20 protein-coding genes are annotated in these 14,120 nt (G+C 40.6%); 2 read left to right on the top strand and 18 right to left on the bottom strand.

Going from position 1 to position 14,120, the window contains the following annotated elements:
* The 18 genes from ACFBZI_RS12000 to tnpA (ACFBZI_RS11915) all read right to left on the bottom strand — a co-directional run.
* A partial coding sequence (locus tag ACFBZI_RS12000) for a hypothetical protein (protein ID WP_375716543.1) occupies nucleotides 1-429 on the bottom strand: 429 nt, incomplete at its 3' end.
* Nucleotides 430-452: 23 nt separating this feature from the next.
* On the bottom strand, nucleotides 453-776 hold the full coding sequence (locus ACFBZI_RS11995; protein WP_375716391.1) for a hypothetical protein: 324 nt from the start codon (nucleotides 774-776) through the stop codon (nucleotides 453-455).
* A gap of 85 nt (nucleotides 777-861) precedes the next feature.
* On the bottom strand, nucleotides 862-1,506 hold the full coding sequence (locus ACFBZI_RS11990; RefSeq protein ID WP_375716392.1) for a single-stranded DNA-binding protein: 645 nt from the start codon (nucleotides 1,504-1,506) through the stop codon (nucleotides 862-864).
* A 38-nt stretch (nucleotides 1,507-1,544) separates the two neighbouring features.
* The gene (locus tag ACFBZI_RS11985; RefSeq protein WP_375716393.1) at nucleotides 1,545-2,024 is read right to left on the bottom strand and encodes a hypothetical protein; all 480 of its coding nucleotides are present in this window, start codon (nucleotides 2,022-2,024) and stop codon (nucleotides 1,545-1,547) included.
* A 22-nt stretch (nucleotides 2,025-2,046) separates the two neighbouring features.
* Nucleotides 2,047-2,541 (bottom strand): Panacea domain-containing protein, encoded by a 495-nt coding sequence (locus tag ACFBZI_RS11980; RefSeq protein ID WP_375716394.1) that lies wholly within the window; start codon nucleotides 2,539-2,541, stop codon nucleotides 2,047-2,049.
* A gap of 256 nt (nucleotides 2,542-2,797) precedes the next feature.
* Nucleotides 2,798-3,166 carry a hypothetical protein gene (locus tag ACFBZI_RS11975; protein WP_375716395.1) on the bottom strand — a complete coding sequence of 123 codons (369 nt, stop codon included), beginning with the start codon at nucleotides 3,164-3,166 and terminating at the stop codon, nucleotides 2,798-2,800.
* Nucleotides 3,167-3,389: 223 nt separating this feature from the next.
* Nucleotides 3,390-4,091 carry a hypothetical protein gene (locus ACFBZI_RS11970; protein ID WP_375716396.1) on the bottom strand — a complete coding sequence of 234 codons (702 nt, stop codon included), beginning with the start codon at nucleotides 4,089-4,091 and terminating at the stop codon, nucleotides 3,390-3,392.
* On the bottom strand, nucleotides 4,091-5,080 hold the full coding sequence (locus tag ACFBZI_RS11965) for an ImmA/IrrE family metallo-endopeptidase (protein ID WP_375716397.1): 990 nt from the start codon (nucleotides 5,078-5,080) through the stop codon (nucleotides 4,091-4,093). Before ACFBZI_RS11965 ends, ACFBZI_RS11970 begins: the two co-directional genes overlap by 1 nt.
* A 69-nt stretch (nucleotides 5,081-5,149) precedes the next feature.
* Nucleotides 5,150-5,818: a hypothetical protein gene (locus tag ACFBZI_RS11960; protein WP_375716398.1), complete on the bottom strand. Its 669-nt coding sequence runs from the start codon at nucleotides 5,816-5,818 to the stop codon at nucleotides 5,150-5,152.
* 16 nt (nucleotides 5,819-5,834) lie between these two features.
* Entirely contained in the window at nucleotides 5,835-6,845 is a 1,011-nt protein-coding gene (locus ACFBZI_RS11955; RefSeq protein WP_375716399.1) for a RelA/SpoT domain-containing protein, read from the bottom strand.
* Between the two features lie 50 nt (nucleotides 6,846-6,895).
* Nucleotides 6,896-7,225, bottom strand: a complete 330-nt coding sequence (locus ACFBZI_RS11950) for a hypothetical protein (RefSeq protein WP_375716400.1) — start codon at nucleotides 7,223-7,225, stop codon at nucleotides 6,896-6,898.
* A gap of 22 nt (nucleotides 7,226-7,247) precedes the next feature.
* The gene (locus ACFBZI_RS11945) at nucleotides 7,248-7,502 is read right to left on the bottom strand and encodes a hypothetical protein (protein ID WP_375716401.1); all 255 of its coding nucleotides are present in this window, start codon (nucleotides 7,500-7,502) and stop codon (nucleotides 7,248-7,250) included.
* Nucleotides 7,503-7,514: 12 nt separating this feature from the next.
* Nucleotides 7,515-7,916, bottom strand: a complete 402-nt coding sequence (locus ACFBZI_RS11940) for a hypothetical protein (RefSeq protein WP_375716402.1) — start codon at nucleotides 7,914-7,916, stop codon at nucleotides 7,515-7,517.
* Between the two features lie 4 nt (nucleotides 7,917-7,920).
* On the bottom strand, nucleotides 7,921-8,430 hold the full coding sequence (locus tag ACFBZI_RS11935) for a hypothetical protein (protein ID WP_375716403.1): 510 nt from the start codon (nucleotides 8,428-8,430) through the stop codon (nucleotides 7,921-7,923).
* A 231-nt stretch (nucleotides 8,431-8,661) separates the two neighbouring features.
* Nucleotides 8,662-9,279, bottom strand: a complete 618-nt coding sequence (locus ACFBZI_RS11930) for a hypothetical protein (RefSeq protein ID WP_375716404.1) — start codon at nucleotides 9,277-9,279, stop codon at nucleotides 8,662-8,664.
* Entirely contained in the window at nucleotides 9,272-10,246 is a 975-nt protein-coding gene (locus ACFBZI_RS11925; RefSeq protein WP_375716405.1) for an adenine-specific methyltransferase EcoRI family protein, read from the bottom strand. Before ACFBZI_RS11925 ends, ACFBZI_RS11930 begins: the two co-directional genes overlap by 8 nt.
* Before the next feature lie 246 nt (nucleotides 10,247-10,492).
* Nucleotides 10,493-11,653 carry an RNA-guided endonuclease InsQ/TnpB family protein gene (locus ACFBZI_RS11920; protein WP_375716406.1) on the bottom strand — a complete coding sequence of 387 codons (1,161 nt, stop codon included), beginning with the start codon at nucleotides 11,651-11,653 and terminating at the stop codon, nucleotides 10,493-10,495.
* Nucleotides 11,654-11,730: 77 nt separating this feature from the next.
* Nucleotides 11,731-12,138: an IS200/IS605 family transposase gene (gene tnpA, locus ACFBZI_RS11915; protein WP_375716407.1), complete on the bottom strand. Its 408-nt coding sequence runs from the start codon at nucleotides 12,136-12,138 to the stop codon at nucleotides 11,731-11,733.
* A gap of 289 nt (nucleotides 12,139-12,427) precedes the next feature.
* Between tnpA (ACFBZI_RS11915) and tnpA (ACFBZI_RS11910) the strand changes: the two genes are divergently transcribed.
* Together tnpA (ACFBZI_RS11910) and ACFBZI_RS11905 are read left to right on the top strand one after the other, a co-directional pair.
* The gene (tnpA, locus tag ACFBZI_RS11910) at nucleotides 12,428-12,835 is read left to right on the top strand and encodes an IS200/IS605 family transposase (protein ID WP_375716407.1); all 408 of its coding nucleotides are present in this window, start codon (nucleotides 12,428-12,430) and stop codon (nucleotides 12,833-12,835) included.
* Nucleotides 12,836-12,912: 77 nt separating this feature from the next.
* On the top strand, nucleotides 12,913-14,073 hold the full coding sequence (locus ACFBZI_RS11905; protein ID WP_375716406.1) for an RNA-guided endonuclease InsQ/TnpB family protein: 1,161 nt from the start codon (nucleotides 12,913-12,915) through the stop codon (nucleotides 14,071-14,073).
* Nucleotides 14,074-14,120: the final 47 nt, after the last annotated feature.

Raw genomic sequence — 14,120 nt, 5'->3', positions numbered from 1 at the left:
GGTTTTGGCTTTTTTAGGGTGTTTTTGAACGACAACAAGGTATTCACTGCGACGTCGGCTACGATACCCCATGCCAATCTTCATTTTGTCCCAAGTGATCATATCAACCACTGATAAGCTTGGCGTTTGTGTAAACCAGCCTTTGACCCCCTCAACCAAATGAAATTTGTCCACCCATAGAAATAGGTAGCCATTTGGTTTAAGGGCTTTTTCAATGCCAATGATAAAATCACGAATGGTTTGTTCGTCCATTTGTGGTAGAGCAGAGCGTTCTTTACCACGAGACACGCCCTCGTTACCGTAAGACAGTTTGTCTAGCACGCCACGATATTGTGGGTCAAAAAAAGCAATTTTAATGCTTTCGCTTGGCAGTTGCTTGAGCAAATCCAAGCCATTCATTTTGTTTTTCTTGTTTAGAAAGTTTTCCATATTTGTTCCAACCAGCCTGCTAATCACTGCTCATGTTCATATTTAAGCTTGCCCAAGCCTTGAGCTTTAGCCAGATCTTCCAGCGATTCGTAGTAATCAACTTCGACAATATCCAATTTTTCCAACAGCTGCTTGCGAACTGTTTCAATGCTTAGCAAGCGATCAAGAAAGTGAGACAGGTTTTCATTGGCAGTTTCATCATCAACTGCTTGGTCGTTATCAGCAATGGCGGCAGCTTGCACTTGTGCTAACAGTTGGCCAAGCTCGGCATTGTTGAACAGTCGAGTAATGCTTGGTTGTTCGGTTTCAAGGTGCTGCATTTTTGCAAGTAAGTTTTGAGTAGTCATGGTTCAATCCTATTGTCAGTTAAGAAAATCGCATTCCTTAGAAAAAATGCGATTTTTACCAAATTTTCCCTAGGAAAAAATGTAATCAAAATGGAATTTCTTCTTTGCCAATGCCTGCTTGTTGAGCGTTAATCGGTTGTGGTTGTGGCTTTTGCTGTGGCTGGCGCGCCTGCTGACCGCCAAAATTCTGTCCTTGCTGGAACTGGCTTGGCTGGGAAAACTGTTGGCCGTATTGCTGATTTTGGTACTGCTGTGGTTGTCCTTGATAGCCACCTTGTCTTTGGTACTGTTGCTGTGGTGCTTGACCACGGTTGCCATATTGTTGGCCTTGATATTGCTGTTGTGGCTGACCTTGGTATTGAGCATTTGGATTACGTTTGTAACCATTGTTTTGCTCGCGACGATTGCCGCCAATCAGCTTAATCATGCCAGCTTGCACTTCCCAAGATTGGCGTTCAATACCATTTTTGTCGGTGTAGGTGTTTTGGTGCAAACTACCCTCGACATAAACCATAGAGCCTTTGACCAGCGTTTGCTCGGCAATATCCGCTTGCTTGCCAAACACTTTGACACGATGCCATTCGGTACGCTCACGCCATTCACCGCTTTTACTGTCACGCCAGTGTTCAGAAGTGGCCAGTGATAGGGCGACGATTTTACCGCCATTTGGGGTTGCACGAACATCAGGATCGGCACCTAGGTTGCCTACAAGGGTTACACGGTTTATCATCTCATTAATTCTCCATAGGTAAAGGTTGGTTCGTTAGGTTATGATTTACTTGAAAATTCAATTTCTACAAAAATCATATCATAAATATCATTTGGGTTGGCGCGGTACGGTTCAATGTACAAGCCACAATCAACTGCTGGAACAAAACTGATTTGTTCGATTGCTCGCAAATCAGCATTATCAAAAAATGGTGCAACATCAATAAAAAGCGGCTCGCCTGCATCGTATTTTTCAATGACATCTGCAAAAGCATTATTATACCATTTTTCGCCATCAGCAAAGATCTGATTTGTCACCAACATCAAAAATCGATTGTCGGCTTTGTAGAGCATTTGGCATTTTGGCACTGTAATGGCTTGTGTGCAATCTTCGCTCAGCCAAAAATTTAATTCGATTGCTGAATATGTAGGTAGCATAGTCAATTCCTTGTTGATTGATTTGATGGGTTTATTATAGGCATAAGAAGGGACAAGAAACAAAATATTGTCCGAAGCCTTTATGAATAGGGCGTTAGCCATACATGCCCGGCTTTACCACAAGCTATATGTTAGCGGCTCGCAGTTCTGATATTGAATAGCTTTGTTCAGGGCCATACAAAATCAAAAACTCGTTATCTGCCCACGCAGCTTCTTGTTGCGTCCGTTTAGATAGCTCATTATTAGAAAACGAACCTAATTCATCAAGGACTTGTTTTACCACCTTGGTAAGCTTAGCATCTTGTCTCATTTGAAAGACAATATCATCAACATCAGCAAATCGGATATTGCCGATGCCTCTTGATGTTAAGTAAGCCACAGGTTCACTGATTGGCTCCCAGTAGATTTTAAAGTAACCATAAACCGATTTGACCACAGGTCCATATTGCCATTTGACAATATCTTCATCAATCAACTTGGCATTGAACAGTTTGACATATTTTGCTACAACATAGTAGAGCAATTTTTGTAGTGTTAGGCTGGTAACTGGATTGTGTCGCTCGGCGGCTTTGACCACGATGTAATTGGCGACGTCCATTGCTTGGTAAACTTTTGGCATTTTTTGCTTCCAATGTGGGTGATTTTTTTTAATTTTCTGCCCACATCTTTGCCAATATGGGCAGAATTTACCATTTTTACCTATTCATCAAGGTAATGTTCGATGACAACTGTGATGATTGCCAGTGCGATTTTGATGGCTAATTTCATTTTTTTTGCTCCTGCTTGTTATTAAACAATTCCTACAAAGATATTTAATCTTTGATGTAGATATTGTATGAAAAAGCAGGTGAGCTGGCAACCATCTTTACTTAGATTTACATTGACTTCTCGTCAAGCTCATCAATGTTATCAAATGGCTGGAAGTAAAGCACATTGTAGTAATCGCTGGCAGAGCCCTCAATGAAAGTATCGCCATTGTCGGTGGTAAAAATGCCGTTACTTTCTTCGTAGCTGTGGTAGGTTTTACCACCAGCATAGCACAAGCGAGCCAGCACTTTATCACCGTTGCCAAAATACTCATCAAGCTGTGCTTGCAGTTGCTTGATATAGGTGACATCTTTTAGTGGTTCGTGGTTGATGAAATGCTGGCTGTTTGGCATATCTGGTAGTTCCAAAAACAGCTTATCGCCATTGTGGTAGCAGACGATGCCAGTTTCATCTATTTGAATGTTGGTTAGGTTCATATCTATTCCTCCGATTGGTAGTGGTAGGAATAGGATAGTGTAAAAAAGCGAAGCAGACGCAAAACGTCACCTTAAGCCCTTACTGGCAGGGCGTTAGCCCATGTTTTGCTGTCGCTGCGCCATAAGCTTGTTTGCAGCCGAGAAAAAGTTTCAACCATACTTTAAACTTTTACAATATATGGCAAAAGTTTCAATGGCAAGTTGCATTTGTTGTGGTAAGCCATTAAATTTCAATATCAGCCAGTGCTTGCAGTTGTTCTTGTGAGTAGTTTGCCATCAATGTCGTTAAGACTGCGTGTGCTTTGGCTGGCTTGTTTGGCTGTGCCAATAGTGGTGAAAACTTGGATAACTGGCCAAAAGACCACAAACCATCTTTGACATCGTTCTCGGTCTTACCAACACGAAAAACAATATCCAGCATGCCATCTTTGACGCACCTGTTCAAAACCTTGTTCTTCACCACATCAAAGCCAAAACAATCAATCAGCTGCAATAAGATATGTTCAAAACAGTAAATGCGATTTGCCAGTTGTTTGGTGATAGTGCTAATCTGCTTGTCATCGCTATTATCAACCAAAGCAGAAAGACAGCGCTTATCACCTGTTAAGAAAGTAGAATGTGGCATATTGACAGCTGCTAAAATCAACTGGTTTTCGCCACCATCTAAGCCATCAAAACTGGATAGGTGAGCAAGCTGTTGGTGGTCTTGGTCTGACACGGTGGCAAGGCCATTAACCAAAGCAACCAACGAATCACGCACTGTTTCATTGGTGATTTGTTTTTTGGCATATTTTTGGATTGAAAACCGAGCTGTTGGCGTAATCAAAATGTCTTTTCTTGTGGCAGATAGCATCATCAGCATATGATCAAACAGTTCGCAGCCAACCAATTTGATCACAATATCGTTGTCACAAATCAATATCATTATTCAACGCCGATCAAATATTTAACAATTTCGTCATCGTCAATGCTTTGCATATCCACGTAATGCAGATATAACGATTGAGCGATCTGCTGGTCTGTTTGTTGATTGACCAATTTTTTGGTCATAATTTTTAGAGCAGTTTGTGCCAAAGCAAATTTTTGATTGACGTAGGCATAGTTAAGCACCATATGCAAAGGATCAATTTGCATTTCTAGGCCTTTGGCAATCATTGCTTGCGCCAAACCTTGTGGTGAGTAGGATTTACTGGTGGCAAATTGTGCCTTTGGATCGCCTGTCAGCAATTCTAAAGCGAAAGCATCAGCTTGCTGTTCCAAGTCGCTGTCATCAGTTTTATCAATCTTTTTATCTAAAATGATTTGTTTTTCTTGAACATGGCCAAGCAAGATGTGACCAAGCTCATGTGCCAAGTCAAAAACCAATGCACCATGCTTGTTCTTTTTGGTTAGCACGATGACAGGGCGATTTTGCTTAATAAACGCCAAGCCGTCCATCTTGGGCGTTGGCAGATTTGCCAGATGAATAACAGGAATACCAACAGACCAACAAAAATCCGCCAAGGCATAAAAATCCACCCATTGATGGTTTGTCAATACTGTTTGTCGAACTTGCATGGCTGTTTTAGGTAGATTGCCGACAGGTTGGTCAAAAGCCGATAAGGTAATATCAGCTGCAAACATCGCTGTTGCGACAGCAGGTTGTAACCTGTCTTTTTGCAAGTTTTTGCTGTGCTTGAATTGGTGCTGGCTTACGCGAAACTTGGGCAAACTGTCATCTTGAAGACTGTCGTGCAAACTTGAAAATTCCAAGCCAAAAGTGCGAGCAGTAATTAGCTCGGCTTGTTGCAAACCAGCAGGCGTGGTGGCAATCTCATCGCACCACCAGTCTGGTAGCTGTTTTTTGATTTGGTTTTTGCTAAAACCTAAAGCGATGAGTTTTTTGTAAATAAGTTGCATGTTATTTTTTGGCATAAAAACTCCTGTTTAGGTTGTTTTTACCATTATAGCATATTTGATATGGCAAGTGCCGACTTACCAAACTCACCAAGGCAAAGCCCAATCATTAGGATCATGGCTTTCTACTGGCTTATTCTTGCGAGATTCTTCCAGCTCTTTATAGCGATTTCTGGCATAATCAGCGGCCATGTTATCAATTCTTACTTTGGAAATTGCCATATCTTCGGGCAGACCACGAGCCAACCAACGCAAAACCTTGACAATGTCTTTTTCGTCTTCAAATTCATCTTTGAGCAAAGAAACAAAGCAGGGCAGGCTGTCGATATGCCATTCCAATTCTTCCACAGTTTTCATTTTAGAAAACTCATCATGACCCGATCTTAGATTGGCATAATCTGAAAATCTGGCATTATCACCAAGATCAATCAGCCGCTCAATGTCTTCTTCTAGCTTGCAGGCCCTTTCGTATTTTTCATCATCGGTGGCGGGTAGGTAGATTTTGGTATGCACCACTTTGCTTTTGTTACAGCGCTTGATAATTCTTTGGCGAAATTTTTCATCTTCGGCAAAGGTTTCTGAAAAAACTTCTGCCCACCGCAGATATTTGCTGTTTTTTAGGTCCAAATAAACCGTGCAAAGATCGCCTGTATCATCACTAACAACCAGCGGTAATGGTTCTTTGATGGCTAGGCTTTCGGCATTGCAACAAAAGCTAAAGCCGTTTTTATAGGTGCTAAAAACTTCTAATGTCATGATTAATTCACTTAATTTACAAAAGTTGCTTTAAATGTTTAATAAATTTATGGCTATCCAAGAAATAGTTTGGGTAAGCTTTTTTGATTTCCTTAAGGTCTTTGGTTGAAATCAAAACCAATTCAATATGTGGCCGATCAACGTTTTGAATTTCCAACAGCTTGTAGATGTTTTCGGCTTGATCAGCTTGCATCTTGCTAAATGGCGTCAAGCTTAGGGTTTTATTGACAGTGTCGAGCTGCATTAAATAATAGTTCTCGCCAGTGGTTTTGGTGCTGGTGATGTGCTTAGAAGAAACAACCCAACTTTGCAGCTTTTGAAAAACTTGCAATTTTTGTTCTATTGTTTTAATTTCTTGAATGATGGTTTCGGTTGGCACATCGGTAAAATCATCGTCAATGACGGTGCATTCTTGCTTAGCAAACAGCACGCTGGCAAGCTTAAAAAAGCGTTTATGTTCATCACTGCCACCGCCAGTTTTGATTGATGCATTTTCAATTAAACCTAAGATTTCCACGGCAGTAGCCCAATAGTGCTGCAACTGCGTGCGAATTTGCAGTTCAATATTTAGCTCGTCTGACTCACTGTGCGTGGTGGCACTGTATTTGAAAACTTGGTGCAAACTACGGTAGCCATCGGCTTTGGGCTGCTTAATGTAATCTTTTGGTGGCAAAAGTGGCTTGTGCTGATGTTTGCCAGATATTAGACTGTTGTGCAGTCGATAAACATCATCTATGGTTTTAACGATGACCCGAAGCCCGCCAATGTCTTGCATTCTTGCCAAGTTCATGCCATCAAATCGTTGGATTTTTTTAATGATTGATGGCGTGCGTTTGAGGCGTTGGGCAACAGTCGTTTCTTTCAAGCCAAGTTTGCTGATGTGCTTGCGAATCAGTGGCTGAAAAGCATTAATTGGGTAGGCGTGCAAGCTGCGCCACTGCGATAGCACTTCCATTGCGGTGCTGTCTTTCGGATCAGCTGCCAATGTCTCGCCTGCTTTTTTGACTTGTTTTTTACTTGGTTTCATTTTGGGTCACTGTGGCAAATCAAATTTTTCCTGCTAATTCCAAATAATCTTTAAAAGCGTCGCTGTCTGCCAGTATGCCAACTGTGAATCAATGGCACCAAAACCAGCACCAACGCACCAAAAACAAAAAAGCCAACCTTAATGTCTTTATTTTTATTTTCCTGCTTGTATTGCTTTTCTTGCTGGATTTTCTGCAATTCCATTTTGGCTTGTTTAGCAGCTGCTTGCACCTCGCTTGAGTTGCTATTTTCAGCTGCTTGAATGACTTGGACTTTGGCGGCAACTACTTCGTCTTGGCTTGGTTTTTTGTCGGCAATATTCCACAGTGCCATCGAAACGGAAAGCAAGCTCAAAATTATAATAAGGTGGAAATCTTTCATCGGGTCGATCCTTATAAAACAATCACTTCCAACTACAATGTGCTTTCGGCTCATTACAAATAGCTTGCTGTTTTGAGCCGTTTGTGGCCTCAACAAACGATTCTTGAAACTTCTTTCCTTGCTCAGTTTGAGGATATCGTTGGAGAACAGGACGACATTTCCAAACTTCTGCGGCCAGTTTTTCGGGCATATCGCGATATGAAATATGAATAATTGCAGTAGCCAACAAAACGCCCAACAGAGGTAGCAGAGAGGGTGCAAAGCTTTTCTGAGACATACCAAATTCCTATTAATTCCAACTAATCTTTAAAGTGACTTTTTGCTCACCATCAACAACGCAAGCAACCTGATAGCCTGCTTTTTCAAAGCCAGCGAGCAAAGGTTGCACCTGCTTTGCCAGTCCGCCTTGAGTCGTGCACCAGCTTGAGTAAGGTTCTTGTTGAACTTCCACTGAAAAATCACCTTGGTTGGCTGCTTGCAAAATTTGTGCATTCAAAAATCTAGCATGCTTCTTGTTTTGGTAAAAAGCAGTTGTTTTTTCTTGCGCTACGCCAATTGGTAGTGGCTCAAAACTTTTTTCTGTGGCGTAAACGTCAAAAGCCATGCCACCAATAAAAAGTACAGTAAACGATATAAGACAAAACCAAACCAAGAAATCTTTGAAATCTGCAGAATATCGGGTGGTTTTCATAATGCTAATCCTTATATTTTGCAGTCAAAACAGCATCATTCACCAAAAAGTGTTTTTCCAAGTCTTCCTGCGTTCTTGGTTTGTATTTTTTGGCAATTTCTTTGACAAACGCCGAAGTTCTGCTGGCGGTCATTTGCGAATAGGGGTATTTTTTAGATGGTGGACGAGCGTTCACCAATTCCCAATCTTTCAAGAAAAATCGCCCCATCTTGTCAAAGCCGCCGATAGGGTGCAGTTTGCGAGCTTTTAGCTTGATAAAGACAGCTTTTATTTCGTCAGTGCCAAGCAGGTCAGGTTGGCTGCGGTGCTCTTGCACCAACTTTTGTACCTTGTTGTAGGCGTTGCGGATAGTCTTGATATTTTGAACTTCGAAAGCGTACTCTTCTTTGAGCTGTTGTAAAAACTGCTCAACAGCAAACGGGTTTTTGGTGTCAAAGTTTGTTTGGCTGTCTTCCAGCTCGAGATGAAAGGCTAGGTTGTCGATATGTTTGTCGATTTTACTTTGGTTCAGCATAGGGTTTTCCTTTTGAAAATGAGCGACAATATCACATTTTTACAAATCTACCTGTGTGGTAGGGCGATTGATGGCGCGTGATCATATTCTAAGCTGCCTATGTGGCAGAATGCTATCTATGAAGAAAAGGATAGCAAAAGAAAAGCAAGGACAAGCAAATATCGCCTTGAGCCTTTACCGATAGGGCGTTAGCTTTTTGATATTCTTCGGTTCGCCAGTTGTTCGGTGCAACTAGGACAAAAAAGGCAACAAACTTTCCATGCTACGAGCTTCTTTTAAAGGTTTTGTTGGAACTTCTCGATTTTCTGTTGCATAGCTTTCAAAACTGTTCAAATCTTTCGATCCAAACCAACCAATTATTGCCGAATTACGCAAACTTAAAACAGTGGTTCTGTTTATCGCATTGCTAGTAGGTTGAATAACCAACCAAAAGTAAACTTGAATATTGATTTCTTTTAGCTCGCTTCGCTTTGTAGCCAGCTTGAAATTATTAACAATATATTGCAAATCTTTTAGTGCTGATAAAGATGATTTAATTGAGCAATAAATATAGTGGCCATCTTTGTGCCTAAGCTGTAAATCATGACCTAAGTCAGCTTGACCAGACTTTTTATCTACTGCCGAAACAGCATATTTGCCATTGCTATGGAACCATCTCAGAACCATCATTTCCGAAACTTCGCCCATTAACAAATTATTAAATCGTTCCAAGTCATCTCGGTCATGCAAGTCTTTTCTATCAATGATAGTTGCCATGATGTTTTTGGCATTCTCAATGCAAATAGCCAAATCATCACGAGTGAGTTCAAACTGAACAATGTCGGAAATTTCTAAGTTTCTATTAGCCATTTTGTTCCTTTGTTTTAATAAAAACTCGCTTATAAACTCTCTGTTTATTAACACAGGCTTGTGCAACACCACTGTCTTTATGCCAAAGCCCGTAAGAAAAACCCTTGCCCTCACTCTCAGTAGTCCCAAGAAGTTCAAATTGATTGGGGTTAAACTTATCCAAAAAGCTAATAGGCACACCCATCACACCATTATAGTCACTGGGAATTGCTTTGGTTTCAGGGATTTCAATAGCCTTGTAATTGTCGTATTGAATATAAGCCTGCTTATTTTGTAACTTAGGGTATTTGAGCAGGTTTTCTTTCATACTCGATAAAGGTATCGGTTTATATCTTCGGTTGTGTTCGATATTGGTGAGCCAAATGGCGGATACATTTTTCAGATTAACACCATTTTCTACTCTGTCAACATCGCTTTCATTGGCTGTTTCAAACCACATACCTCCAGACCAAGGGCGAAAACCTGACCATATTTCATTTTCCTTGATTTTTGGGAAAATTTCTTTAAAAGTTACACAGTTTTTATTACAGATAACGGCAAACTTGGTTTTGCCAGCAAAAATCCAAGCCATAAAATTACGGAACAATGAGAATGGTGGGTTTGTGATAATGTAGTCAGTCTGATCTCGAAGCTGAATCAGCTCATTACTATTAAAATCACCATCACCATTCAATAAGGCAAGTTCTTCGCTATGTCTGGTTTTCCGTAAAATCTTACCCTTACCGTCTTTGCTATAACAGGTGCTAACAAGTTCTTTCAAGCCTAGTTTTTCAAAGTTTTTAATGAAATAAGCTGTAAAATTACTCCAACTAGGGTCATCACAAGGGCAAAGGACAGACTTATTTTTGAAAAGTTCTCTGTCAAAATCCAAATATGCTTGTATTTCTGATTCAATATCTATTTTTCTTGTATAAAACTCGTCATTTTTAGCTTTAATTGCTTTATTGAGTTTTAGATTGGTTGCCATTTTACCACCTTTCACTTATCACGTTGTTCCAAAAAACCTACCTAAACCTACTCAAAGTAAATGTAAAACATTGCTAATCTCAAGATTGCAAACCAGATTCCACAATCTGTTCCAAAAAACTACCCAAACCTATCCAAAGATAAATTCGGTGCTTTCTTCCTACTTCACAGTTCGTAGCCATTGGCAATTGCCGCTGGTCTTACACAAACTCCATAGGCTGACGCGGTGGAACTCACCGCCATGCAATTAGGTTGCAAAGTTTAAAATATTAATCGCTGCATTAATATCACGGTCATGGTGCGTACCACAATGCACGCATTGCCAGTCACGGATATGCAGCCCCCATTTCTTGCCTTGTTTGTCATTGTCGTATTTTTCACCACAACAGCTACAAGTCTTAGAACTCGGGAAAAACCTGTCAACAAACTTAACTTGTTTTCCCCATTGTTCTGCTTTGTATATCAGCTGCCGTTTGAACTCGTAAAAGCCTAAATCTGCGATAGAACCTGCCAGTTTATGGTTTTTAACCATGCCTTTGACATTTAAGTCTTCAAGACATATCACATCGTGGGTTTTTACCAACTTTGTCGTCAGCTTATGCAAAAAGTCAAGTCTGATATTACCGACTTTCAAGTGCAGTCGTGCCAGCTTGGTTCTCGCTTTAGCACGGTTGTTACTACCTTTTTGCTTACGAGACAATGCTCGTTGAGCGCGTTTTAATCGCCGTTGGGCGACTTTATAAGGTTTGGGTGCTTGGATTTTGCTGCCATCAGATAAGGTGGCAAAATCAGTAATGCCCATATCAATACCCACAGCCTTATCGGTCTTAGGTAAAGGCAAAATCGGTTCTGCCAATTCCACAGCAATGGAGACAAACCATTTATCGGCTCGTTTATAAACCTTACCATTTAAAATCTTACCAGCAAATCTTAGCTTTTCGCACAGTCGCACTAAGCCTAAGCGTGGCAGTTTGATAAAGGGCTTGCCATCCACTTCTACAATGGTGAAAAGATCATTTGTCAGTGAAAATCTGTCGTCAACGCCTTTCTTGCGAAACTTCGGATATTTACTATCCCCTTTAAAGAAACGATCAAAACCAGTGCCAAGCTGTCTTATTGCTTCTTGCGGTACGCACTTGCTAATATCCATCATGAACGGAAATTCATCACGCTTGATGGCGTTTAACTGTTTACGCAACTTACCCTCTGTTGGGCGGTTTAGCTTGGTTTTATCTATCTCAACGCCAAGTCTTGCACATTCATCACGATATTCTTTATCCTGCTGGTACTGTTTTTGCCATTGCTCTAAGCCCCAATTGTAGGCAAAGCGAGCAACGCCACAAGCTTTGGCGAGATGAGTTGCCTGCTTGTTGTTGGGTTTAAGCTGTATGCGTTGCCCGCGTATCATAAATTTGCCTTTATTGGTTAAAATTGGATAGATTTGCTTGGGTTTTTGTTAGCTGGTTTGAGTCCAACCAAGCCAAATCAAGCATTATCAAAACGGTTATTTAAATAACCAGCAACGATATTTTCAACATCAGCCTCTTTGCTAACCAAACAATAGCCCCTTGCCCAAACTGCAGGCGTGTTTCCATAAAACTTAGCCAATTCTTTGGCATATTCCTTACGAAGCAATCTGCCTGTAACAGTTTTTATCGTCCGAACAAACTCTGTGACATTCGCCGCAGGGGAGAATGAAAAAGTTAAACTGGCATAATTGGAAGTTGCGCCAATATCTATCACCTCAACTTCACATTTTTGGCACAGCTCAGATAGGGTGGTTTTTATGCTATTTTGCATGGCGTTGTTTAAGCAGTGCTGACTGTTTTTTGTGAGTATCAGTAAGTGTAAAATAATTTGGTAATGGCATCTAAAATGTGGTTTATTTTTCATAATTTTTATTGACGGTAAATAAAATATGTTGTAAAATATAACCCATAACAAGACAAAAATCAAGTTTTCATTGAAACTTTTTCATCAACAGAGTACGATAAGCAGTTTAGTTCAGTTTCTTATCGTTTATTTATAAAAAAGGAAATTATCCTATGAATAGATCTTATAAGATTGTTAAAAACGCCAACGGCACTATGTCTGTGGCTTCAGAAATTTCAATGAAAACTTGATTTTTGTCTTGTTATGGGTTATATTTTACAACATATTTTATTTACCGTCAATAAAAATTATGAAAAATAAACCACATTTTAGATGCCATTACCAAATTATTTTACACTTACTGATACTCACAAAAAACAGTCAGCACTGCTTAAACAACGCCATGCAAAATAGCATAAAAACCACCCTATCTGAGCTGTGCCAAAAATGTGAAGTTGAGGTGATAGATATTGGCGCAACTTCCAATTATGCCAGTTTAACTTTTTCATTCTCCCCTGCGGCGAATGTCACAGAGTTTGTTCGGACGATAAAAACTGTTACAGGCAGATTGCTTCGTAAGGAATATGCCAAAGAATTGGCTAAGTTTTATGGAAACACGCCTGCAGTTTGGGCAAGGGGCTATTGTTTGGTTAGCAAAGAGGCTGATGTTGAAAATATCGTTGCTGGTTATTTAAATAACCGTTTTGATAATGCTTGATTTGGCTTGGTTGGACTCAAACCAGCTAACAAAAACCCAAGCAAATCTATCCAATTTTAACCAATAAAGGCAAATTTATGATACGCGGGCAACGCATACAGCTTAAACCCAACAACAAGCAGGCAACTCATCTCGCCAAAGCTTGTGGCGTTGCTCGCTTTGCCTACAATTGGGGCTTAGAGCAATGGCAAAAACAGTACCAGCAGGATAAAGAATATCGTGATGAATGTGCAAGACTTGGCGTTGAGATAGATAAAACCAAGCTAAACCGCCCAACAGAGGGTAAGTTGCGTAAACAGTTAAACGCCATCAAGCGTGATGAATTTCCGTTCATGATGGATATTAGCAAGTGCGTACCGCAAGAAGCAATAAGACAGCTTGGCACTGGTTTTGATCGTTTCTTTAAAGGGGATAGTAAATATCCGAAGTTTCGCAAGAAAGGCGTTGACGACAGATTTTCACTGACAAATGATCTTTTCACCATTGTAGAAGTGGATGGCAAGCCCTTTATCAAACTGCCACGCTTAGGCTTAGTGCGACTGTGCGAAAAGCTAAGATTTGCTGGTAAGATTTTAAATGGTAAGGTTTATAAACGAGCCGATAAATGGTTTGTCTCCATTGCTGTGGAATTGGCAGAACCGATTTTGCCTTTACCTAAGACCGATAAGGCTGTGGGTATTGATATGGGCATTACTGATTTTGCCACCTTATCTGATGGCAGCAAAATCCAAGCACCCAAACCTTATAAAGTCGCCCAACGGCGATTAAAACGCGCTCAACGAGCATTGTCTCGTAAGCAAAAAGGTAGTAACAACCGTGCTAAAGCGAGAACCAAGCTGGCACGACTGCACTTGAAAGTCGGTAATATCAGACTTGACTTTTTGCATAAGCTGACGACAAAGTTGGTAAAAACCCACGATGTGATATGTCTTGAAGACTTAAATGTCAAAGGCATGGTTAAAAACCATAAACTGGCAGGTTCTATCGCAGATTTAGGCTTTTACGAGTTCAAACGGCAGCTGATATACAAAGCAGAACAATGGGGAAAACAAGTTAAGTTTGTTGACAGGTTTTTCCCGAGTTCTAAGACTTGTAGCTGTTGTGGTGAAAAATACGACAATGACAAACAAGGCAAGAAATGGGGGCTGCATATCCGTGACTGGCAATGCGTGCATTGTGGTACGCACCATGACCGTGATATTAATGCAGCGATTAATATTTTAAACTTTGCAACCTAATTGCATGGCGGTGAGTTCCACCGCGTCAGCCTATGGAGTTTGTGTAA

It is taken from the genome of Moraxella marmotae, from assembly GCF_042219885.1.
GTDB lineage: Bacteria > Pseudomonadota > Gammaproteobacteria > Pseudomonadales > Moraxellaceae > Moraxella > Moraxella marmotae.
This window is presented reverse-complemented; position numbering and strand designations above follow the sequence as displayed.